Here is a 24,293-nt window from a genome sequence, read left to right on the forward strand (position 1 = left end):
GATGATAGAGTTACAACAAACGTGGATGCTACCAGCATTGATTGCGATTCCGTTTATTGCAGGATTGCTATGTTGGTTGGTAGAGCGAGTTAATAAACGTCTACCGCGCTGGATTGCTTTAATCGGTATGACGTTGACCTTTGTATTGTCACTGGTACTGTGGCAATACGGTGATTTTGGCGGTATGAGCAAACAGGTGATTGCACCAGATTCGGCTGTGCCTTGGGTCGCTGAATTTAGTGTGCCGTGGATACCGACTTTTGGTATTAGCTTTCATTTAGCCTTAGATGGCTTGTCGCTAATGATGGTGGCCTTAACCGGTCTACTGGGTATTGCAGCGGTTGCCTGTTCGTGGAATGAGATCCAACGTCGTGTTGGTTTCTTCCATCTGAACTTGCTATGGAGCTTGGGCGGTGTCATCGGTGTTTTCTTAGCCATTGATCTGTTTTTGTTCTTCTTCTTTTGGGAGATGATGCTGGTTCCTATCTATTTCTTGATCGCCATTTGGGGTCATGATGTGGTCGGTGGCAAGACCAAAGAATACGCGGCAACCAAGTTCTTCATCTATACACAAGCGTCTGGGCTTATCATGCTCATTGGCATATTGGTATTGGTCATTATCAGCTACGCGCAAAAAGGCGTGGTCAGCTTTAATTACAATGATTTGCTCGGTACGTCGCTCGGCGGTTGGGAATACCCCATCATGCTATGCTTCTTTATTGGCTTTGCGGTCAAGCTGCCGATTGTTCCTTTTCATGGCTGGCTACCTGACGCGCATGCGCAGGCACCAACGGCTGGTTCGGTTGATTTGGCAGGGGTACTGATTAAGACAGCTGCTTATGGTTTGATTCGTTTTGTCTTACCGTTATTCCCAGCAGCATCACAAGATTTTGCGCCGATTGCGATGACTTTAGGTACGATTGGCATCTTCTATGGTGCTTGGTTGGCCTTTATGCAAACCGATATGAAGCGTTTGCTGGCTTATACCAGTATCTCGCACATGGGTTTTGTGGTCTTGGCAATCTATGCTGGCAGCTTACTCAGCTTGCAAGGTTTGATGATTCAGATGTTAGCGCACGGCTTAAGTTCGGCAGCATTGTTCATCATGGCAGGGCAGTTATACGAGCGTCTACATACTCGTGATTTAACCTTGATGGGCGGCATGTGGGGACAATTCCGCTACTATGCACCCATACTGATGTTCTTCTGTGCCGCCTTATTGGGTATACCAGGTACAGGGAACTTCATCGGTGAGTTCATGATTCTATTAGGTGCATTTGCCCAGTATCCCGTGTTTGTGGTATTAGCCACTTTCAGCTTGGTATTGGCAGGATTGTACTCGCTGATCTTGATCCATCGTGCATTATTTGGTACCAATAATATTGAAGCATTGGCCATGCGCGAGACCAAGTCACACGGTTTGCCGAACCGCAAATTAAAAGATTTAGGCAAACGTGAGCTGTCGTTATTACTGATGTTGGCCGCTGGTTTGGTCTGGCTTGGACTGTATCCACAGCCGTTCCTTGATACCTCAAGCCACGCTATGCAATGGATCAATAATGCCTATATATATAGTCAAGTAACACAAGTAGATGCATCACAGCTGCTTGATGCAATGGAGGCACGTTAAGTCATGAATGAATTTACGATGAATGATTTGATGGGACTGATGCCTTATGCACCGATCATTGCCGTCGTCATTACGGTATTGCTGGTAATGATCGCCATCACCATTAAACGCTCACATATTGTGACGGGTACTATTACGGTCGTCGGCCTAAATATTGCGCTGTTTACTTTAATTGGGCAAATGGCAGGCATAATCACCAGTGGCTCGGAGTTACCAATCGCTGAACAGCTTTTTGTGATTGATAACTTCGCGCAGTTCAACATGGTGGTAATACTGATCTGTGCGCTGGCTTGTTGTACTTTATCTTACGCCTATTTGGCCGATTTTAAAGACAATAAAGACGAGTTGTATTTGCTGATGCTGCTATCGACCACGGGCGCGCTGCTCATGGTGTGTGCTCAGCATATGGCATCGTTCTTTATGAGCTTAGAGCTGCTCTCAGTACCATTGTACGGTCTGCTGTCTTATACTTACATGCGCAACCGCTCGCTGGAGTCAGGACTTAAATATCTGGTACTGTCAGCGACGGCATCGGCCACCTTGCTGATGGGCATGGCCTTTATCTATGCACAAGTTGGCTCATTGGCTTTCAAGCCGATTAGCATTATGCTGGTAGATGTATTTGAATCGCCACTATTAATACTTGGCGCGGCAATGATGATGTTCGGCATTGCCTTTAAACTGTCAGCAGCACCATTTCATATGTGGACACCCGATGTTTACGAAGGCGCACCTGCACCTATCGCGACTTTCTTAGCATCGGTATCCAAAGTTGCTATGATGGCGCTGGCGGTACGATTCTTGATCGATACCTCTTTATTGGCGTTACCGTCGGTACAAATGCTATTGATGGTCATGGCGACCTTATCTATTTTGGCAGGTAACTTGTTGGCGGTTCGTCAAACCAGCCTCAAACGTCTATTGGGTTATTCTTCAATTGCGCATATGGGTTATGTGCTGATCGTGATCGTCAGTATTGGTTCAGCCGCAGATAGTATCTCTAGCATGTATATGGCGGTTTATGCCTTTACCTCTATCGGTGCCTTTGGTGTCGTGACCTTGATGTCGAGCCCTTATCGCTTGGCTGGTGAAGCGGATGAGCTGACCCACTATCAAGGACTGTTTTGGCGTCGTCCAGTGTTGACTGCTGTCATGACGATTATGATGTTGTCATTGGCTGGCATTCCACTAACAGCAGGCTTTATCACGAAGTTATTTGCCATATTAGCTGCTGTACAAGGAGCCAATTGGTTCTTAGCAGCGATGATTATCTTAGGTAGTGCGATTGGCTTATTCTATTACTTACGTGTCTTACTTACACTGTTCAAACGTCCTAAGCAATTCATTGAGTTTGATGTTTCTGGGCAATGGGGCATTCGCACCGGTGGTATTATGGTGATTGCAGTGACTGCGATGATAGTCTTCTTTGGTATCTTGCCGAACACGCTGATTGAATGGGCAAGTCTGGCACGTATATGGTAATACCATTATAAATATAAGATAAGTCGCCGTATTTGTATGGTGCTGCTTATCTGCTGTTACGGTTAGAAAACCCAGATGCGCCAGCTTTATGATAAGCTTGGCGCATCTTTTTTTATTGTTTAAATTCTTATAAAAATAAATTTAATAAAGTATAAGTGACGAATGATTATGAGTGACAATATCCAAACCGTAACTGTTCTGAGTAAGACTACTTGGACACCAAATCTGTTTAGCTTTACGGTCAGCCGTCCTGCCAGCTTTAAATTTACGGCGGGTCAATTTGTACGTTTGGGTGTTAACCCGAGCCAATTACAGTATTATCAGCAGCAAGATGAGGCCTCTAGCGACGTATCTGATGCTGCATTAAATGAAGATATCTTTCGTGCTTATTCGATTATCTCCTCTCCCTTTGACGAGGTGTTAGAATTTTTCTCTATCGTCATTCCTGATGGTGCGTTTACTTCGCAGCTGCAACATTTACAAGTGGGCGATGAGCTATTGCTCAATACCATGCCGTTTGGTTTTTTAACCTTAGCGCGTTATCAAAAACCATTGCCCAAAGATTTATGGCTGCTCGCAACAGGTACTGGCCTCGCACCGTTTTTATCCATGCTACAAGACTTGCAAACGTGGCAGGATTACGAGCACATTGTATTAGCCTATAGCGCGCGGTCGATAGAAGAGCTGGCTTATGTGGATAAGATAGAAAGTCTACAAGAAGACTTTGGCACGTTAGTAGATAATCCAGCCAAATTAATCTTTATCCCCATTGTTACTCGTGAGCCAGTTGAGGGCGCACTGGCAGAGCGTTTACCAAAACTGTTATTAGACGGCACGCTACAAGAGCGAGCAGGTATAGCGTTAGACACTGATAGCACGCATGTCATGCTGTGCGGCAATCCAGACATGGTAGAGGATACCAAAGAGACGCTAAAGTCATTAGGGTTGGTGATGAATCGTCGCGGTGAGGGCAATATTGCGGTCGAAAACTACTGGTAGTCGTCTTATCTCTTTATGCTAATGAAAATTGGCTCGATAAAAACAAAAACGCTGACTCTTAAAAGACCATAGTCTCCAAGAGTCAGCGTTTTTTTGTGAGCTAAAAGTATAGTCAGTGAAAAGTAATATTGATACGTCACGCACTGCTGATATCAATTTTTCTTGCTTGCTTGCTTGCTGTGCCTGTGCAGACAGAGGCGACAAAAAATTGATATCAGCAATACCGTAACTTTTTTAGGATATTTTGACTATAGTGGTTTCTAAACTTGACTTGGTTCGGTGGCATCATCAATCGGGTTGATTGGACCTTGCATAAGTTCAGGCTCATCATCGTCGCCAATGATGTCCTCGTTGCTGCTTGCTGCCAATAGATCGCGATAATTGATTTGCGTTTTCAAAATCATTTGCTCTTCTTCAATTTCGCCATAATTCACTTGTACCTTATGCAAAGCACTCATTATTTTTTTGTTCTTTTTTAGCCAGCGATTGATATCAAGATAAATAACTTCATCTTTTGCGCGCGCGATATTGATATAAGACAAAATAAAACCTAAAGGATCTTTTTTTAGGATGCGATGGTAGAACCAAATGAACAGCTTGACGCCTTGACGTTTGATAAATGACTCACAGCGTAAGTTAAGCACATCGGTATAAGTTTGTTGCCCAAATACAAAGCGCTGTACATTACGATCAAGTTGCACATGAACCAAACTGAAATTACTGGCGATTTCTACATAAATACCGGCTACGTTGATGGTGCAGTATAAGCGAAACCAATCATCATGCATCTCAACACGCAGCTCTAAGATGGCTTTGACATTGTCGGTCACGAACTTTTGCAGAGCATCATTGACATAGCTCTGAGCGACTGGCAGAGACAGCTCATCTTCAAGTTTATCAGTCGTTCTATCGTATAGGTTCTTGATGGTTTGGGTTATGCGATCCCAACCATCGCTGAATGACTCGTCAAAACGATAGCCGATACTATCGAAAAAGTCATCAAAACTGTCTGAATTATTCACGTTATCAAAATCACTCAAACTTATTATCCTTATAAATATAGGGCAGCAACATCAAAGGCGACGCAAAGAATCGTTTATGAAGTATGGATGGTCAATGATGGTTTTTTAGTTGTCAGGCATGCTAATAGTAGTCAAAAAACACGACGCCATGGAACTTGCTTGGTTACAGCATTTCTTACTAAGCTCGCCGAGTGCTAGGTACTGCCTTAGCAAACACAAATGAAAAAGTCATGCTTGATAGGGTAATACCTAATAGTTGATAATGTTGTCATTAGAAACAGTATATAACAAAACAGAAGCATGCAAAATGAACACATGCGTTTTGTCGGTATTCATTTGATAAGCATACTTAATATCAATGAACCAATCACATAATCTTGTGGGGTTATTTTTGCTATGCGACTAGGGTGTGTTGATAACTTTATTACCGCAAAATGATGCATAGGTGGCATAAGGTTGGTCAGCCACGGTTATGCTAGCGACATAATTATATGTCATGTTATGATAGCGCCGACATGTGCCACAGATAACGCGCCTTAATTTTATTCAGCGTATTGTCTGCTGCCTTTATACTTATAAGCTCATATCCAGAAGCTGAGACCAATTGTGGCCTATATCAAAGACTCACAAAGCTACCACTTTTCAGCGCAAGCACCCAAGCGTGATATTAGTTTGCCTGTTGCTATTGCCATTGCGGTAGCCGTCCATGCGTTGATTATTTTTGGTATCAGCTTTTCTATGGGCAAAGATCCTGCAGCGATGATGCAAGACGTGGCTAAGGCGCTAGCCGATAATATGCAGCCGAATGAAGATGCCCACTTTATTGCCAACGCCTCTCAAGAGGGCGGTGGTACGGTACGTGAGCTTTTGAGGCAAGAGACCGATCAGAGCAGTCCATTGTCTGCTGAGCAAATGAGCGAAACCCAAGACGTGATCAGTTTGCAGCGTCAAGTTCGACAGCAACGCTATCAAGAGAGCTATCTGCGTACCACGCTAAGCTGGCGACAGGCTACGGTAGAGTCTGATAATGACAGTAAGCAAGTAAAAGATGATCTGATGGCGCAAGAAGAGCGACTGCGTAAGCAAATTGCCACCCTAGAGGCGCAACTGTCTCAGCGTCAGCAGCTCTATGCAACCAAGTCGAAAGTAGTGACGGTCGATAGTAATTCAACGACGCGTGGTGCAGCCGCTGACTATATCAATACTTTTCGTGAACATGTCGAGCGCGTTGGTAATCTACAATATCCTGCTCAAGCGCGTGCGCAAGGTATCACGGGTGAAGTGCGCCTCATGGTCATTATCAGTCATGATGGAAATATTAAAGCCATTCGCCTGCTTGAAAGCTCAGACTCTACGATATTGGACGAAGCTGCTAAGCAGTCAGTACGGCAAGCAGCGCCCTTTGGTAAGTTCACTAAAGACATGCATGATATAGTCGAGTTGCGTTTGATACGTACCTACCGTTATAGTGACAAAGTAGATGTGACTTATTAGGATAACAAGTTAAGATAACAAGAATCAGTTCGAATCCCTAATAGCAGACACCCAAATTCATAAAATACAGCGATAGAATAAAGAGTCATTATGGAATTTTTAGGTTTTACAATAGATGTGGCCACGCTAACCAGCACTGCAATAGAGTTAGTCATCAAAGTGGCTTTGGCAATACTTATATTCATCATCGGACGCTGGCTGGCCAAAAAGGCGGTCGCTTTCTCCAATCGTCTTATGATGCGTAGCCATCTAGATGAGACAGTCGCTGGATTTTTGAGCCGTCTGTTGTATGGTGTGTTACTGGTCGTGATTACCTTGGCTGCGCTAAGCAAAGTTGGCGTGCAAACCACCTCGGTTGTCGCTATCTTGGGTGGTGCCGCCGTTGCCATTGGTCTGTCACTAAAGGATCAGCTGTCGAACTTTGCCGCTGGTATTATGATTGTGACTTTTCGCCCGTTTGTACGCGGTGACTATGTCCAGATCAGCAGTTATACCGGCACGGTGACTGAGATTAGCTTGGTCAATACCCATTTAACGACCATTAACAATCACGATATCATCATTCCTAATAGCGATATCACCACGTCAGCCGTTGTCAACTATACGGCGCTACCCAATCGCCGCGTCGATATTACGGTTGGTATTGGCTACGATGCCGATATAAAAACGGCCAAAGAGGTGATGCTAAGCCTCGCAAGAAACAATGCATTGGCGTTTACTGATCCTGAGCCTATCGTGCGAGTGACCAATTTGGGTGATAATTCAGTGGATTTAACCCTGAACGTTTGGACGACCAATGCTGACTGGTGGTCGATGCAATGCGAGCTACTAGAGCAGTTCAAACATGCGCTCGATGACGAAAAAATTGAGATTCCATTCCCGCAGCGCAGTGTCCATGTTAAAGGCTTAGATCACATGATTAATCAGATGGGGCAAGCGCAGAAACTGCCATTGGCTAAAGACTAGTCCATAAAGCTCTAGTGAGTAAAAGCGCATATATTTAAATATAGGGATTTGGTAGGTTCAAGCCTGCCAAAATCTTAATCTCAAAGCTTTCCATCTCATCTTGCTCGGCCTGCCCAAGCTCATGATCAAACCCTAATAAGTGCAGTACACCATGTATCAATAGGTGACTAATATGCTGCGCGACGGTTTTGTCTTGCTCGGCGGCCTCATGTACCATGACTTCATGACAAATGATTAACTCACCAAGTGGCAGCGTTGGCATCAGCTCAATGATGGCAGCTGGCATATCGCTTGGGTAGGATAAAATGTTAGTCGCATAATCTTTGCCACGCGCTTCCAGATTCAACTCGCGTCCTTCTGTCTCATCCGTAATATATATATCGAGTGCTTTTGGCTTCTCTTGCCATTGCTCAGAGTCAATATCTGCAAAGTAGGTCAGAGTCATACCATTGTTAATACGTTCATCGATATAATTCAGCGTTGCCATTATGACTGGTAACAGATTATCTGCACTATAAAAGCGATCAATCAAATTATCATCAATACTGTCAATCGCGCTGATATTGAGATCTGCGCTGGTCAGATTAGTTGCAGCTGTTTCAGTCATACTATTATCATTAGCTTGGTTCATTTTTCTATCCTTTTAAAAAATAGCAGACCTTAATAAAAAACCGAACTACTGTCTTTAGTAATCCGGTTTTGATTATTTTGAAAGCTAATATTTTGAAACCTAATGTTTTAAAGCTCAACGTTTTAAAGCTTAACGTTTCATTACGGCTACAATTTATCAACCATAGCTTCTCGCCTATAACTTAGCAGCCGCGTTGCTGATCGCTTGTCTACGCTCTTGCTCAGCTAAGCGTTCTTGTTTGCGCTTTTCTTCTAGGATCAACTGCTCAGTGTCAAATACTTCATAAGCTTCAACGATTTGTTGTACCAATTGATGGCGTACCACATCTTTTGAATCGAATTTAGTGATATGAATCTCTTCGATACCGCTTAAAATTTCGAGTGCTTGGGTCAGCCCTGACTTGGTACCGCGTGGCAAATCGACCTGAGTAATGTCACCAGTGATGACCGCACGTGAGCCAAAGCCTAAGCGTGTCAAAAACATTTTCATCTGCTCAGGTGTGGTGTTCTGTGCTTCATCCAAAATAACAAAAGAATTGTTCAAGGTACGACCACGCATATAAGCAAGTGGTGCAACTTCAATGATTTGCTTTTCAATCATTTTACCGACTTTTTCAAAGCCAAGCATCTCGTATAACGCATCGTATAACGGGCGTAAGTAGGGATCGATTTTTTGTGACAAGTCACCCGGTAAAAAGCCTAGCTTTTCGCCTGCTTCTACCGCAGGGCGCACCAATAAAATACGCTCAATCTCATTACGCTCTATCATATCGACCGCACAGGCAACAGCAAGATACGTCTTACCCGTACCCGCAGGACCAATACCAAACGAGACATCAGAGCTTAAGACGTTTTTCACATAACTTTGTTGGTTGCCACCGCGCGGAATGATTTTACCTTTGCGCGTGCGCAAGCTGATCGGGGTAAACTCACTAGCGGTTTCTAAATTATTCTCATTTTCTTCAGCAGTAGCTTGCTCATTTGCCTCGTTATCTTGATCGCGCGCGATGCTTGACTGGATAATGAGGTGCAGCTCTTCTGCGCTAATATCTTTTGAGTTTTGAGCTTCATCGACCATTTTGTAAATGATGCGTTCGCCACGCTCAACGCCAGTGATATCACCACTCAGGCAAAAATCCCCTTGGCGTTGGCTGATTTTGATATCGAGGCGTTCTTGGATATATTTCATGTGGTTGTTGTATTCACCAAGCACGGTCTTGAGCTGTGCTGGGGTCAATGATTCGAACTTTATACGGCGGCTCATGGAATCAGTCAATCGATTATCCTTATATTGGTAGCCCGATGCTATTCTTATTTATTGATAGAAGCATGGGTGTAATAGATAAAATAGTCAGTAATACTTTTAGAGAGTAGAGACAACAACAATGACGGTAAAATTATTATGTAATTTATCGATAGTAACAAGTGAATGGCCTTCCTTTATTATGGTAGATAGATTTTAAAATTCAAGCCATAGATGGCATGGACAGCCTTGTTTTTGTATGGCGATTGCAACCGTTATGCCAATATTTTGCAAGCACTGCCGTTTAAGCTGAGTAACTTTGTGCCTTAAGTAAGCTGGCGCTGTTATTTTAGATATTCGATGCTTTTTGTACACGCTGTCTGTACCGTCAAGAGCACTGAATGATGGACAATTTGTGGTAATCTATCAGCCATATCATCACTATTTACATCGCTGTCTAAATAGTAAACTTAATACTGAGCTTCACCTCTCAATAGAACGATGGCGTTTTTATATAGAGTAATATAACTTCTATAATAATAAAGTTTTTGCTGATGACGGATAGCCAGCCAGCATACCAAACAGATCACAATAGGAATAATCATGATGCAAAATATGGATTCAAATTTATCGAATGCCAAAAACAAATTTGGCAATTCAAGGGCAGTCACTGACCAGAACGTTCTTATCGTTGGCGGTGGGCACGTGGGTTTGTCTTTTGCGTTGCTACTAGCGCATCATGGTATCGCCAGTACTTTGCTCGAAAAAATGGGCTATCCAACCATTAGTCCAAATGATGACAGTAATCGAAGCCATTATTTAGACAGCCGCAATACGGCACTATCACGGCGTACGGTACAGATTTACCAAGAGATTGGTCTATGGGATGAGCTGCAAAGTCATGCTTGTCGCATTGATGCAGTTCAAATCAGTGAACAAGGTAGTTTTGGACGCGCGCAGCTGAATAAAGACGAAGAAAAAGTAGAGTCATTTGGTCAAGTCATGGAGAATGCTTGGCTGGGACGTAAGCTATTGCTTGCCGCTCAGCAAGAGCCGCTCATTGCCTTAATTGATCATGCGAATGTCACGGCAGTTGCGCAGCAAAACGACATGGTGACGTTGAGCTTTAGCTACTATGGTAAAGAGGAGCATGTGCAGCAGTTGCAAGCTAGCGTATTGGTCGCTTGTGATGGTCGCGATTCTACGGTGCGTCAGCTATTGAATATCGGCACGACGACTTATGATTATCAGCAAACCGCTATCGTCGGCGTGGTAGAGACTGACAAACCACACGAGCATGTGGCGATTGAGCGTTTTAGCCCAGCAGGGCCACTGGCGGTATTGCCATTGACAGATCCAGACGGCGATGGCAATGATGAGTATCAAACAGGTTATAGACGCTCGGTGGTTTGGGTCTGCCCAACAGGTGAAGAAACCAAGTATCTAGAGGATGACGCACACTTTTTACAGACCTTACAGCAAGCTTTCGGTGAGCGTGCTGGCACGTTTGTCACAGCTGGTCGTCGCGGTGCTTATCCACTAACACGAGTATTGACAGACAAACAAGTCGATGGTCGCTGTGTGGTTATGGGCAATGCGGCGCATACGTTGCATCCTGTCGCCGGTCAGGGATTTAATCTCTGTATGCGTGATGCTCATGTGCTGGCGCAGATGATGAGTACGCAAGTGCTTAAAGGCGCAGACATTGGCGATACGCAATTATTAAAACGCTATGAGAAGGCACGTCAAACCGATCAAAAACGCGTCATTCGCTTTTGTGATGCCGTTGTACATGGCTTTACGCATCCTAACCCCGCCATTAAACTGGCACGGAATGTGGCTTTGGTTGCCTTTGATAAACTGCCCAATATTAAGCCACTAATCGCCAATTATGCGATGGGACTAAAGTCGTAGTTTGTCACATTACGTTATATCAACGGTCTATACCAATGTTCTATACGATGGCACTTAAATGTAGGAATAACTTATGAAAAATAATCATACGCTGATTATCGGTAGCGGTATTGTTGGGGCGACATTAGCGTTAAAATTGGCGCAAGCAAAAATGCCCGTGACGTTGATTGATGCACGCCCTGAACGTGATGAGTCAGAGTGGCAAGACATATTGAAGCAACGCGACGCTCGCGTTTATGCACTGAGCGTGGCCAGTATTAATTTACTCAGTGATGTCGGCGCGTGGCAAAAAATTGCTGCCTCTGAGCGTAAAGCGGACTACTCACAAATGCAGGTATGGCAACTGAACGGCATGGGCGAGCTATTATTTGGCGACAGTGGTGATAATCATTCTAATACTACGCTACCGCAAATGCTTGGCAGCATGGTCGAGCCTGCCGTCATTGAACATGCGTTATGGCAGCGTTTATCTGAGGATGATGTCCGTGACTATCTAACCGTTATCGCTGGACATAAAGTTATCAATATGGATTGGTTGGGTACGCAGCAAGGCTACCGTGTGACGTTAGACGATCATACTAATATCGATGCAATGCTGCTGGTCGGTGCTGATGGTCGCGGCTCATTTGTGCGTCAGCAAGCAGCGATTGGGCTAGATACACTTGATTATAATCAAACCGCTATTTGCTGTGCGATTCACACCGAAAAGCCGCATCAAGCAACCGCTCGTCAGGCGATGCTGCCCACAGGTACGCTGGCACTATTACCATTAGCGGATATTACTGATGAAGACAAAGCCAACCCGCAACACTGGCAGTCGATCGTATGGACATTGCCTCGCAATCAAGCATTGGCATTGATAGAGGAGGACGCGCGCGTCATTGCTGATAAATTGGCTGCTGCCAGTAACTATGAGCTAGGTGCTATCACTCAGATTGAGTCAATCGCCAGTTTTCCATTGACCGCGCAACAAGCGAAAAGCTACGTCGCGGACAACTTAGTCTTGATCGGTGATGCGGCGCATGGTGTCCATCCGCTGGCAGGTCAAGGGTTGAATTTAGGCATGCTCGATGTACAGACTCTAAGCGAGCAATTGTCACACGACTTTGCCCGTAGTGGTGGAACCAGTTGGGGCAGTAATCAAACGTTGCGTAGCTACGAGCGTTTGCGCCGTCCGCATAACAGTCTAATGATGCATAGCTTTTCCGCGCTTAACTGGCTATTCGCAGGGTCGCTTGCACAGATGCGTCCTATTCAACAAATCCGCAGCGAAGGTATGTATCGAGTTGGCAAAATTAAGCCATTGATGAGACTGTTTGCTAAGCAGGCGAGTGGGGTTTAGGGTTTTGACTTAGAGATATTGAGCACTTATCCATTATCTATCTTAAATGACTTATCCAAAGGCAAACCCCATGCTTATCCCCAAATACTGGGCGCAATACAAACAGCGCTTTGATTTATCAGAAACGGCTGATGACACGTCTGATACTTTTAATTCTAAACAAGCCACTATTAAACGTTATGGTTGGTCAGATGTCAGTCAAACAGAGGCGCTAAGCCATGCTAAATCAAGAGTCAATGAGGCGCATCATCGCTGGCTGACAGGTGAAGATATCTTACGCCGTGAGCGCAGGGAAGAGTATAACGCAAGTAATGGTATTCCCATTCGTGAAGAGATTATCTCCGAGCATGGTTTTTCGGAGAATGGCTTAATAGAAGGCAATTTAGAGAATAGATTGTCTGATACTCAGCTCATTGTGACGCGTAACAGTTACGGTGCGAAGGTTGCCAACGTCGATAACATCGCAATCATTGATGTCGATAATAAAGACTTATTAGGTCATTTATATCCCGAACATTACAGCCCTAATGGTTTTATGCCTGCTATACCCACTTATCAAAGTAAACCATCAAGCAAATTAAAAGTTTGGGTTTTTATCCTTGTGTTTATACTTATCGCCAGTGTCATCGCTTGGCTAGGATTGTCTTGGTTGTGGCTATTGGCAGTTATGTTTGGCGTGACTGCATATCTATGGCAACAGGCCAGCCAAAGAGACAAAGCACACGCACAAAAATATACCGATGATATCGCCTCATTACTGCCTTACATGATGGATGTAATCAAAAAACGTGTTGTCAATCATCCTACCGAACGCTTTCGTTTATATCAAACGCCAGCAGGATTTCGCATTATTGCCACACACGATACCATTTCGCCAAGTGATGAGTTGGTCGCGGAGTGGTTTGAGTATTTCCATGCGGATGCTAATTATGTACGTCTTTGTCAGGCGCAGCAGTGTTTTCGAGCGCGGCTCACTGCCAAGCCGTGGCGTATGGGTGAGGTTGAAAACAATAAGTTGGCTAAAGATATCCCTGCTAAAAACTTTTGGTTTGGCTCTGATAATACTGATGTGGAGAATAGCATTGAGCAACGTCAAGATGAGTTAAAAGCACGTAAACAGTGGATTGTTTACTATGATCGTTTTGCCCAAGGCTACCGTGCCTGTCGTTATATTGAGAGTTTTGCTGGCAAGGAAGCCAGTCATCAATTAGAGTCTGTAGCGATAAAGGCTTTTGTTGAGTGGCATGATAGGGCTTGTCGAGTGGATAAAGATATTGAAGTGGCTTGATAATGAAAGGACTCTCACCCTATTTGAATCAAAATTTTTGCTATCATCCCAACGCCGAAAATACCACCATCAACACAGGCGAGACAATATTAATAATAAAGCCAAAGCTAATTGCCAGTGGCACAACTTTTAGACCGCCAGACTGCTGAATAATGGGTAAGGTAAAGTCCAAGCTCGTCGCGCCGCCAAGTCCTACCGCTGCTGATGGGTATTTACGCATAAACACAGGGATAAATATCAGCGCAAAAAATTCACGTACCAAGTCGTTAAAGAGTGCCACACTGCCCCAAACCGCGCCATAAGCATCGGTCATGACGATTGCTGATAGCGAGTACCAACCAAATCCTGATGCCAATGCCAAGCCTTTCGTCCACGATACCTCACTGAACATCAGCGCAAAGAATAAACCACCAACCAATACCGCTAGCGTAAAGATGACACTCATCTCAACGCCGCGTTTATTCAGCAGCACTTCTTTTAAAGTAATACCCGAGCCTTTTAAGCCAATACCGACCAGCAAAATTAATATCATTAACATCACCGTCATGGTGTTTTCAGGCGGCATATAATTATCTGGTAGGAAATATCCAATCACCATACCAATCACCACACAAATCACCTGAGCGAGGCTGCCACGAATACTGACGCGATGTTCTTTAGACTTTACGCTGGGTTTTTTGGCGTGCCATGGTCGCAAATGATCGAACAACATCAGGGAAAATAAGCCCGTACCAATCGTCAATATCGACAATATAGTGACATATAGCGCAATCTCGCCTATCTGACTGCCAAGCCCTTCCACTTGCGACAGCTCAATACCAATCAGCGCTAAGATGATAAATACCAAATAAGACAAGCCTTTATCCGCAAGCTTGGTCATTTTAGGATTAGAAGGAATGGCAAAACCAATAAACATTGGCATTAATACCAGAACAAGGGTAATCAGGCTTTGCATGGTGGCAGGCTCGTAGCATTTTTAAAGGTGTTTTTGAGAAGGTATTTCTAAGAAGCTGAGGATTGTAGCATATCAAGCGATTAATACTGACATGAGCAACTAAGATTCCTTATGAAAACTGACTGTTTAACCATTAAATGTTGACTGATAAGATAAGCACCTTTGTAGCGAGATGGTAGGATAGGGTTTTATGCATGATAATCCGGCTAACAGCCATACTTAAGTATTTACCTAATCAACTTTTGTTGTTACATTAAAGGACTGAATATATTTGGCTCGCCTTATGTCGCTCTATCAGCTCAAATCTCAGTTTCAAGATCAATTGCGCCCAATTAGCGATGCATTGGTCGAGCAAAAGGTTACTGCTAACCAAGTGACGGTGTCAGCCATCTTATTGAGCCTTGGTACGGCTTATTTGATTGCCAAGCCCGCAACTGAGAAGCAGGAATTATGGCTTTTATTGCCTTCATCATTGTTTGTACGCATGGCGCTCAATGCTATCGATGGCATGATGGCGCGCGAGCACGGGCAAGCCTCTAAACTTGGTGAAGTGCTCAATGAAGTGGGTGATATCGTGGCTGATACGGCGCTTATCGCAAGTCTTGCTCCGCATGTTGCTAATGATAATTGGCAAGCGTCGGCAGTCAATTTTCCCAACAATATATCAATTCATCAGCCACATATTGTCGGTCTAATCGTGCTTAGTATCGGCACCGAGTTACTAGGTATCGCCAGTAATAGGATGTTAGACATTAGAGCGAATCAAGGGCCTTTGGGCAAAAGTGATCGTGCTTTTGTGCTCGGTGTGCTTGGCACTTTTATGGCAATTAAAGCGCCGATCGTGCTATCTCATATCAGAGTAGGGCAATTATTTATACTCACAGAGGCGCTGCTACTAAAAACTTGTCTCAATCGACTGCGTTATATGGCAGACTTATATTTGATGCGTAAACTACCTGTGCTGCGCTCAAACCGCTCAGACAGTCTTGAGTCAATACCAGACGCATCGTATCAATCTATTTCATCTATCGATTGCCAAGCGATTATTGATCAACCTGATACGCTATCTCCCAATACCTTGTCATTAAATTCTCCTTTATCGAACTCTCCTTTATCAAACTCTGCTGCTAAAACGTCCCTTTTGGAGTCCCAGACAATGCCCGCTATTTCTAAAAATTCCCAGTCTACCAATGCCAAAGCTGCCCCAAACAAGGTTAGCGATGACCTTCATCTATCATCGTCCGAAGTTGTTAGCGGTGAAAGTTGCTACAACGCGTATGATGGCACGGCAATCTATTATCGCTATTGGTTGACGATGCCTTTAGAGAATATCAAACAAGCCGGTCAGCAACACACACAACAGCGCCAAGTCATTCTGTTGCATCGTGGTCACGAGCATTCAGGACGCTTAGCAGAACTTGGGGAACAATTTGCAAAAGCTGGCTATCAAGTATTTGCTTGGGATGCGCGTGGTAATGGGCGCTCAGGTGGTATCAAGGATCATGCCGAAAGCGTCACCGAGCTGGAGCGCGATTTAGACGGTTTTGTGCAACTGGTTATTGGGCAAACGGGCATTGCTATTGAGGATACATTAATCGTCGCCAGTAGTATCGGCGCAGTACTCGCAGCAGCATGGGTACATGATTATGCCCCCAGTATTCGCGGAATGATATTGGGTACGCCAGCGCTGAGTATTCGCTTGTACATGCCTTTTGCCATACCGTCGCTAAAGGTAGCTCGCGCGCTTGGACTGATGTCACGCGTGAGCAGCTACGTCAAGGCGCAAGTCTTAACGCATGATAAAGACGCACAGCAAGCTTATAATGCCGATCCGCTGATATCGAATAGCATCTCGACCGACTTGCTCATCGATACGCATGCAACGGGTCAACGCTTGCTCGATGATGCGGGTGCTATCACCGTGCCAACCTTTATATTATGTGCCGGTAAGGATTATGTAGTCGATAAGCAGGCAGAGCGCGATTTTTATGAGGCCATCAATACCACTGATAAACGCTGGCAATTATATCCAGACAACTATCATGCGATCTTTCATGAGACCAATAAGGCAGATGTCTTTGCAGATTGTATTGATTTCGCCGAGCAAGTCTTTAAATCTGCAGTCAAAGCGCCTGATTTAAGCGCGGCTCATCTTAATAGTGCCAGTAAAGATAAGGTTGATCGTTTAGCGATTAAACCCTTTAATCCAAGCTTTGCCATTACTAGATTTGCTATGCAAAAATTTGGTCATGTCAGCGACGCGATTGCCACAGGACTGGAGCATGGATTTGATTCGGGGCATTCGCTCGATCACGTGTATTATAATCAGCCCAGTGGTCAGAATAAATTTGGTCAGGCGGTCGATAAGTTTTACTTGAGCAATATTGGTTGGCAAGGGATTCGTATTCGCCGTGAGCATATATTAGAGCTGGCACGTGAAGCTTTAGCAGATATAAAGTCTGGCAATCAAAACCAAGCTAGTCAAAACCAAGCTAAGCAAAACAGCACTGAGTCATTCCAGCCGAAACTACTCGATATCGCTAGTGGGCATGGCTTTTATGCCTTTGATTTATTGACAGAGTTTACCAACTTGCACGCTGAGCTACGCGATTATGAGCAGCACAATATCCAAGCCTTACAGGCAAAGGCGGAACAGTTAGAGATTGCTGATCGAGTCCTTACTTGTCAAAAAGATGCGTTTGACCCTGCCAGTTATTCTTATGTACAGAAGGGAAGTGGCGATGCTAAAGGTCTTGATGATAAAAAGTTCGATATCGCCATTGCCTCTGGCGTGTTTGAATTGTTTTCTGACAATACGCTACCAGCGACGGCATTGGCGGGTATTTATGACAGTTTAAAATCTGATGGTTATTTACTTTATACCAATCAGCCGTGGCATCCTGAGCAAGAATTTATTAGTAAAACCTTAAACAATCATCGCGGTAGCAGTTGGGTGATGCGCTGTCGCTCACAAGCGGAAATGGATCAATTGGTTGAGAATGCTGGCTTTAAGAAAGTCGCCATGCGCATCGACCGTTTTGGTATCTTTACCGTGTCATTAGCAATTAAAACAGCATCAACCGATGATAAGTGATAGATGAATAATAAAAGCGTCAAGCCTTTGAATAGAAAAAGCAGCAAACCTTATGAGCGTGTCCAGCTTTTCTCCGGAGGTGGCTCGCGTTTTGGTTATTATTTGGGCAGTTATGCGGCATTGGTTGCCCATGATTTGACGCCAGATATCATCGTCGGCACTTGCGGTGGTAGTCTGTCGGCTTATTTAGTCAATTTAGCGCCTGACCCCAAGGATTTGCAGGAGCTGATGTGCAGCCGTGAGTTGTACCGCGTCATTACTGCAATTAGACATGTCGCGCCAGACGAAGCCAATAAACGATTGAAAATACGCTATGTGACTCAGGCGCTTAAACGCTGGCGCTTGTCACGGCAGCTGTCCAACCGCCAAAAACAGCAGCAAGCAGATAACTACGAACGACTATTAGATGAGTTGCAGCAGTTGGCAATGTTTCGGATAGATAACGAGGTGCAATGGCTCGATGAATTGTCTCGTTTTTCTCCCAAGCAGAATAATAATTCTTTTAATGCCGCCGCGCCAGAGATAGCCATTATCGCTAGTCGACTCTATCAAGCACCTAATCAAACGCCTAATGCTGATAAATCTGTTCACAATGAGTTTAAACTACAAGAGTTGTTATTTGCGCCACCGCGTTTGGCAGTATCAGAGCATTTTGATGAAATGCTTAACGCACCTGCGCATACGTTTGCTGATGGGCGTATTCATCAGTCAGTAAATGTCGTAAAGCAGTGGGCGTTTAATTCAGCGGTTCGTGCTTCTATGGCAGATATGTATTATCTACCGCCAACGCCTATAGACGATTTGGGGTGGTGCTTAGGCGGGGTAATTAATCTCACGCCGATCGAGCTAGCATGTCAGCTAGGGCAGACTGTATTTGCAGAGACCAAGGCAGGATACGATACTTATCTTGCTTCGCCAGCGATTCAGCGCGTTTTTGGTTTTGACCCCAATGAGCGTTTGGCACAGGTGCATGGTTATCAGCCAATGGAAACGTCATCACTTGTGAAGTCAGAAAGAAATAGCCGTCAATTGCATTGGTTACCCTTTGCAGATAATGGTCAGCAGTTGGCAGGACAGCATGTACAAAAGCGTTTTAATATAAAGCAAATGACGGTTGAACTCATTCACAGTGACTATGACGGTTTTGTGCAGCAAATGCAGGCGCAATGGCAGTATGGCTATCAGCGTACGGTCAACTATATACAACAGCACGGGCTATGAACTCAAAAATGAAAGACTTTACACAGTCTATTCCAACTCATAAACCATCGCATCTTATCGTTTTTGGCGGTACGAGTGGTCTTGGCTTGGCGTTGGCGCTGCATCATCATCAGCTTGGCTGGCAAGTGAGCGTGGTTGGTCATAGTATGGAGAAGATAGATAATATCAATAGTCAGCATCCTAATATTGTCACTTATTGCTGTGATTTGATGGATAGTGTGCAAACACAAAGTTTGTTAGAGAGCTTGTCAGATATCAGCTTTCAAAGAGTGATTTATAGCGCGGGTAGTTACACAAATGAGCGTGTCTATCGTCTCAATCAAGCGGACAGCGATAAAATGCTCGCGATTAATTTGCAAGCCTTTGAGCAGGTTTTTAGGTGGGCAAGTGAGCAGTTAAAGCGCCAAAGTTATTCATCAGATTGCAAGGAAAACAACAGACTAAGCTTGATTTGTATCGCGTCTATCGCCGGCACTATGCAGTATCCTTATGCCAGTCTTTATGCCAAAAGCAAACGTGCCATGATTGCGGCTGCCAGCGCTTATCGAGCAGCACTTGCACCTTATGATATCCAAGTGAATTGTATTGCCTCAGGCTATATTGATACCCAAGCGTTGCGTGATTTGAATGACGGCGATGCCAGCCATAAGCCATTCATAATCAATACGCAAACGGCGGTTGAGAATGTTATGCAAGCGATTGATGATGATATTGAGCTGGCTATATTTCCACGCTCCATGCGCTATATTACTCGGGCGCTCAATCATTTACCTAAGCCTGTGCTTAACTGGATATTGCGCAGTAGATTGGATAAACCTACTGGATATAGTTAGTCCTAAATAAAAGAAAGACAACTATTATAACGTGCTACTGGTATCAATTTTTCTTGCTTGCTGTGCTTACGCCGACAGAGGCTGCGAATAATTAATCCCAATAGCACTGTATCTTTTAAAAGTGAATCGACTATATAACAGCTTAGCCGAGCAGCCAATAAAATAAGGTAAATAACGGCACGCCAATCAGCAAGCTATCCACTCTATCTAATACGCCGCCATGTCCAGCGAGCATCGTACCCGTGTCTTTTACCCCATGCTGACGTTTAAAGGCGGACTCTAATAAATCTCCAGCGATACCACTGACCGCTAAGCCATAAGCGGCTAATAAGCAAATCCACCAACTAAAAGGCGTGAGCCAAATGCCCAATAGCGTTGCCAATAGCGCCGCGAGCATACTACCGAAAAGAGCACCTTCGATACTTTTATTCGGGCTAATGGTGGAAGCAAGACCACGCTTAAACAGCTTGTGACCAAGCAATCGTCCACATAAATACTGGGCGATATCATTAAACTGACTGGCATATAAAACAAAAAATAAAACGCCATACTGTTCGCGCTGCCAGATTAATTGTTGTAAGGCAATGAGACTGACAATCAAGGTGATAAAAGCAAAACTAAAGAGTAGGTCTAACAGATTTAAACGTGTGTAAGCTTGAGGAGAATGAGGAGAGGTTTGGCTAAAAGGCTGAGTATTCGCCTGCAAACCGCGCGCTTGGAGCTTGTGAATCAGAACAGCTTTGTTGCGTAGGCACCATAAGCGTTTGATCTCATAGCTACCACGCAAACCAATTAAGACGAAAAAGGCAATGAGTAACCACTGGTAGGGGTAGGTAGGAGGTTGTGAGGGTTGGCTATTATCCGTTATCTTAGCGATAACATAACACGCGCAAAGCGCCGCTAACATCAGCCACCACGAGCGTGCAATCAGATAAATTTTTGGCAGGCGCTTACGCAAGCGAGGTAGGGCAAGCAAGGCCCACGTCAAACTGACGACCATCATAAGTCCGATCACAAACAGCGTATCAGTAGCCATATTTTTAGCACTTTGGGGTCAATAAAAAACGGCAATCTACCGTTTTGTGATGGTTAGAGTAGTAACCTTCAATCGCTGTTAAACATTAGCAACGGTATGTGCTGATCCAACCTCTGTGTCACCGATTATAGGCTGAACCATCCAATCAATGCCACCTTCTTTGTTACCTGTTTTGTCATCATCTATCAGCTTCGATAAGGGCTCAATTACACTGGTCCGAGGTGTGGTCGCTAAATGCGGATAGTCTTGACGATAATGACCACCGCGACTCTCATAACGCTGATAAGCCGACTGAATAATCAATGTCGCTAATTGTAATTGTCGTGCTAATTGAAAGTGTGCCAAGCCATCATAGGGAATGGTCTTGCTCTGACTATTCATATCTAGAGAATTAGTTATATCGAGAGAATTAGTTATATTGAGAGGATCAGACTTGAGGCATCCAAGCTGCTGCTGCCAATTTTCTATTTGTAGCAATGCTTGTGCTAATTGCCCAGCGCTGCGAGTGATACCCATATGAGCAGTCATCAAAACTTTTAGTTTGGCGGTTATCCCAGCTATATTAGCATCTATATTGACGTTATGATGAGTATTGCTTTCATGGTCAGTAGACGGTGGTAGAGTAATGGGCTGAGTATCTTTAAGCGTTGGCGGCGTCCAAATGCCAAGGGCTGATAAATTTGAGTTATCATAAATGGCAACGGTATCTAAATTTTCTAATGCTTTCAAATAGCGCGGTAAGTCAGCAGCGATATTACGTCCAACCACCACACATTCTAAAAGTGAGTTACTCGCCAAGCGATTAGCCCCATGCAAACCTGTATAGGCAACTTCGCCAGCGGCATAGAGACCCGCCACATCGGTCATACCATTGACAGATGTGACTACACCGCCGCAGCTATAATGAGCGGTAGGTGCGACCGGAATTGGGTCAGTAGTCATATCGATGCCCAGCTTTAATAACGTTTGATAAATTTGCGGGAAGTGCTCTCGTAAAAACTGTTCTGGCAGATGACTGACATCAAGATTTACGTAGCCAAGTCCATTCGTACTAATCTGCTCAGCAATGGCACGAGCGACGATATCGCGTGGTGCCAGTTCTGCACGCTCGTCAATGTCCAACATAAAGCGCGAACCGGTTTGTGGACAAGTCAGCCGCCCACCTTCACCGCGTAGGGCTTCAGATATCAAAAAGCTACTATCATCTAACGCCAAACCAGTCGGATGAAATTGAATAAACTCTAAATTCGCTAAGCGGCAGCCTGCTTGCCATGCCATCATCACGCCATCACCAACACAGACGTTGGGCGCACTGGCACGCTTAAACAATTGACCCAAGCCACCACTAGCCAGTACGACTGCGCGACTATAAAAAGTCAGTTGTTGTTGACTAATATGATCAAAAACTTGCGCCCCTTGGCACTGATTATCACTGCTTGTTAAAAGGCTCAGCGCTTCATGATAAGGCAAAACAGTGATATTGGCAGCAGATTGAGCCTTTATGGTCAAGGCTTCCATAATGTGTCGACCAGTCGCATCATCCGCATGCGCGACCCGCCTACAACCATGCCCACCTTCTTTGGTTAAATGTAAGTTAGCAGTCTGTAGTTCAGTGAAGGGTTGTGCATTATCATCTTGCTGTATCTGGGTAAAAGGCACACCTTGCTCACATAACCACTGCACAGCCTGCTGTCCAGCACTTAAAATGCTACTGGTATTGTCAGCTTCGCATAAGCCTGCGCCAGCGATTAGCGTATCAGCGATATGGTCAGCGACAGAGTCCTCTTTGTCTAAGCTTGCTGCGATACCACCTTGGGCATAATGGCTTGAACAAACTTCCAAGTCGGCTTTGCTCAATACAGTAATATTCAGCGATGTTGGTAATGCTAGAGCTGTGCTTAAACCAGCCAATCCGGCACCGATGATAAGGACATCGGTTTGTACCGCTCCATCAAAATTATCAGCACTTAGTGCTTCCGCTGTAGACACCGCATTCATATTAGGCTGCTCCGACATTGGCGAACAGCTCACGGTCTTTAACAATGTCACCGCTCGCTACCACTCGCTGTTTTTGTGATTCGGCAAAATCAAGCATACGTTGCAAGGGCTTTTTAGCCGCAACTGCCAGATCAGGCGTCATCAAAACTTCACCGCTCTGATTGATTAGGCATTGCTCGATACCTTTTAAGCCGTTCATCGCCATCCATGGACAAAAGGCACAGCTCTTACAACTGGCGCTTTCACCAGCAGTAGGCGCTGCTAAGAAACGCTTATTTGGCGAGCGCTTTTGCATTTCATGCAAGATACCTAAGTCGGTGGCGACGATAAAGGTATCGGCATCCATCTCATAAGTTGATTGCAACAATTTGCTAGTAGAGCCGACCACATCGGCGAGCGCTACTACGCTGTCAGGGGATTCAGGATGCACCAATACTTTGGCGTTTGGATGCTCCTCTTTTAATTGCATCAGCTCGGTCGCTTTAAATTCATTATGTACGAGGCACGATCCTTGCCAAAGCAGCATATCTGCGCCCGTCTCTTTAGCGATATATTTACCCAAATGGCGATCAGGGCCCCAAATAATTTTTTCACCATTATTATGCAAATGGCGAATGATATCGATGCCAACGGATGACGTCACCACCCAGTCAGCACGAGCTTTGACGGCAGCGCTAGTATTGGCATAAACCACGACGGTACGTTCAGGATGGGCATCACAAAATGCGGAAAACTCGTCAGCAGGGCAGCCCAAATCAAGCGAACACTCAGCTTCTAGGTCTGGCATCAGTACCGTTTTTTCCATACTTAAAATTTTCGCCGACTCACCCATAAAGCGGACACCTGCGACCACCAATGTCTGTGCACTGTGTGCTTGCCCAAAGCGTGCCATTTCTAGTGAATCGCCCACACAACCGCCCGTTGCCAATGCCAAATCCTGAATAAAGGGATCGACATAATAATGGGCGACCAATACCGCATTATGCTTTTTTAATAGCTTCTTGATGTTTTCTTCAACCACGATGCGTTCAGCGCGCGGCAAGTCTGCTGGCATTTTAGCTTTGGCATATTCGATGTTCATTTGAGTGGTGATGCGATTGTCCGTACTCATGATAGGTGCGTCGTAAGGATAAGTTTTCATAAAGG

General features: G+C 44.7%; 18 protein-coding genes. 11 read left to right on the forward strand and 7 right to left on the reverse strand.

Features of this window, described 5'->3' with window-relative positions:
- Position 1 precedes the first annotated feature (1 nt).
- From nuoM to IE130_RS12540, 3 genes are all read left to right on the forward strand, one after another.
- Positions 2-1,630, forward strand: coding sequence for an NADH-quinone oxidoreductase subunit M (gene nuoM, locus IE130_RS12530; RefSeq protein WP_010198913.1), 1,629 nt, complete (start codon positions 2-4; stop codon positions 1,628-1,630).
- Positions 1,631-1,633: 3 nt separating this feature from the next.
- Positions 1,634-3,112, forward strand: coding sequence for an NADH-quinone oxidoreductase subunit N (locus IE130_RS12535; RefSeq protein ID WP_010198916.1), 1,479 nt, complete (start codon positions 1,634-1,636; stop codon positions 3,110-3,112).
- Between the two features lie 165 nt (positions 3,113-3,277).
- Positions 3,278-4,111, forward strand: a complete 834-nt coding sequence (locus IE130_RS12540; RefSeq protein ID WP_373299694.1) for a ferredoxin--NADP reductase — start codon at positions 3,278-3,280, stop codon at positions 4,109-4,111.
- Positions 4,112-4,371: 260 nt separating this feature from the next.
- Here IE130_RS12540 and IE130_RS12545 read toward each other — a convergent pair whose 3' ends face one another.
- On the reverse strand, positions 4,372-5,151 hold the full coding sequence (locus tag IE130_RS12545) for a hypothetical protein (protein ID WP_010198924.1): 780 nt from the start codon (positions 5,149-5,151) through the stop codon (positions 4,372-4,374).
- Between the two features lie 588 nt (positions 5,152-5,739).
- On the opposite strand from IE130_RS12545, the gene IE130_RS12550 reads away from it, so the two are divergent.
- A complete protein-coding gene (locus IE130_RS12550) occupies positions 5,740-6,627 on the forward strand; it encodes an energy transducer TonB (RefSeq protein WP_010198926.1) in 888 nt (295 codons plus the stop codon).
- Between the two features lie 90 nt (positions 6,628-6,717).
- A complete protein-coding gene (locus IE130_RS12555) occupies positions 6,718-7,593 on the forward strand; it encodes a mechanosensitive ion channel family protein (RefSeq protein WP_010198929.1) in 876 nt (291 codons plus the stop codon).
- 34 nt (positions 7,594-7,627) lie between these two features.
- Here the strand turns inward: IE130_RS12555 and ybeY are convergent, their stop codons facing one another.
- Both ybeY and IE130_RS12565 read right to left on the reverse strand, forming a co-directional pair.
- Entirely contained in the window at positions 7,628-8,224 is a 597-nt protein-coding gene (gene ybeY, locus IE130_RS12560; protein WP_227676217.1) for an rRNA maturation RNase YbeY, read from the reverse strand.
- Between the two features lie 174 nt (positions 8,225-8,398).
- A complete protein-coding gene (locus IE130_RS12565; protein ID WP_189586611.1) occupies positions 8,399-9,487 on the reverse strand; it encodes a PhoH family protein in 1,089 nt (362 codons plus the stop codon).
- Between the two features lie 594 nt (positions 9,488-10,081).
- Between IE130_RS12565 and IE130_RS12570 the strand changes: the two genes are divergently transcribed.
- From IE130_RS12570 to IE130_RS12580, 3 genes are all read left to right on the forward strand, one after another.
- Entirely contained in the window at positions 10,082-11,380 is a 1,299-nt protein-coding gene (locus IE130_RS12570; protein ID WP_189586613.1) for an FAD-dependent monooxygenase, read from the forward strand.
- Between the two features lie 73 nt (positions 11,381-11,453).
- Entirely contained in the window at positions 11,454-12,722 is a 1,269-nt protein-coding gene (locus tag IE130_RS12575) for an FAD-dependent monooxygenase (RefSeq protein WP_189586469.1), read from the forward strand.
- A gap of 70 nt (positions 12,723-12,792) precedes the next feature.
- Positions 12,793-14,010, forward strand: coding sequence for a hypothetical protein (locus IE130_RS12580; RefSeq protein ID WP_189586472.1), 1,218 nt, complete (start codon positions 12,793-12,795; stop codon positions 14,008-14,010).
- A gap of 43 nt (positions 14,011-14,053) precedes the next feature.
- Here the strand turns inward: IE130_RS12580 and IE130_RS12585 are convergent, their stop codons facing one another.
- Positions 14,054-14,965, reverse strand: a complete 912-nt coding sequence (locus IE130_RS12585; RefSeq protein WP_189586476.1) for a LysO family transporter — start codon at positions 14,963-14,965, stop codon at positions 14,054-14,056.
- Positions 14,966-15,236: 271 nt separating this feature from the next.
- Here IE130_RS12585 and IE130_RS12590 point away from each other — a divergent pair, with 271 nt between their 5' ends.
- From IE130_RS12590 to IE130_RS12600, 3 genes are read left to right on the forward strand one after another with little or no spacing between them, the layout of a single operon-like run.
- The gene (locus tag IE130_RS12590; RefSeq protein WP_189586479.1) at positions 15,237-18,059 is read left to right on the forward strand and encodes an alpha/beta fold hydrolase; all 2,823 of its coding nucleotides are present in this window, start codon (positions 15,237-15,239) and stop codon (positions 18,057-18,059) included.
- Positions 18,060-18,062: 3 nt separating this feature from the next.
- Positions 18,063-19,280 (forward strand): patatin-like phospholipase family protein, encoded by a 1,218-nt coding sequence (locus IE130_RS12595; protein WP_189586482.1) that lies wholly within the window; start codon positions 18,063-18,065, stop codon positions 19,278-19,280.
- Positions 19,281-19,288: 8 nt separating this feature from the next.
- Entirely contained in the window at positions 19,289-20,113 is an 825-nt protein-coding gene (locus tag IE130_RS12600; protein ID WP_189586485.1) for an SDR family NAD(P)-dependent oxidoreductase, read from the forward strand.
- Between the two features lie 142 nt (positions 20,114-20,255).
- On the opposite strand, the gene IE130_RS12605 is transcribed toward IE130_RS12600, so the two are convergent.
- The 3 genes from IE130_RS12605 to nadA form a co-directional block, all read right to left on the reverse strand.
- Positions 20,256-21,149, reverse strand: a complete 894-nt coding sequence (locus IE130_RS12605; protein ID WP_189586488.1) for a phosphatidate cytidylyltransferase — start codon at positions 21,147-21,149, stop codon at positions 20,256-20,258.
- A gap of 78 nt (positions 21,150-21,227) precedes the next feature.
- Positions 21,228-23,147, reverse strand: coding sequence for an L-aspartate oxidase (gene nadB / locus IE130_RS12610; RefSeq protein WP_189586617.1), 1,920 nt, complete (start codon positions 23,145-23,147; stop codon positions 21,228-21,230).
- A gap of 1 nt (position 23,148) precedes the next feature.
- Positions 23,149-24,288, reverse strand: a complete 1,140-nt coding sequence (nadA, locus tag IE130_RS12615) for a quinolinate synthase NadA (protein WP_189586491.1) — start codon at positions 24,286-24,288, stop codon at positions 23,149-23,151.
- Positions 24,289-24,293 lie beyond the last annotated feature (5 nt).

The sequence above is a fragment of the Psychrobacter glaciei genome (genome assembly GCF_014652895.1).
Taxonomy (GTDB): Bacteria; Pseudomonadota; Gammaproteobacteria; order Pseudomonadales; family Moraxellaceae; genus Psychrobacter; species Psychrobacter glaciei.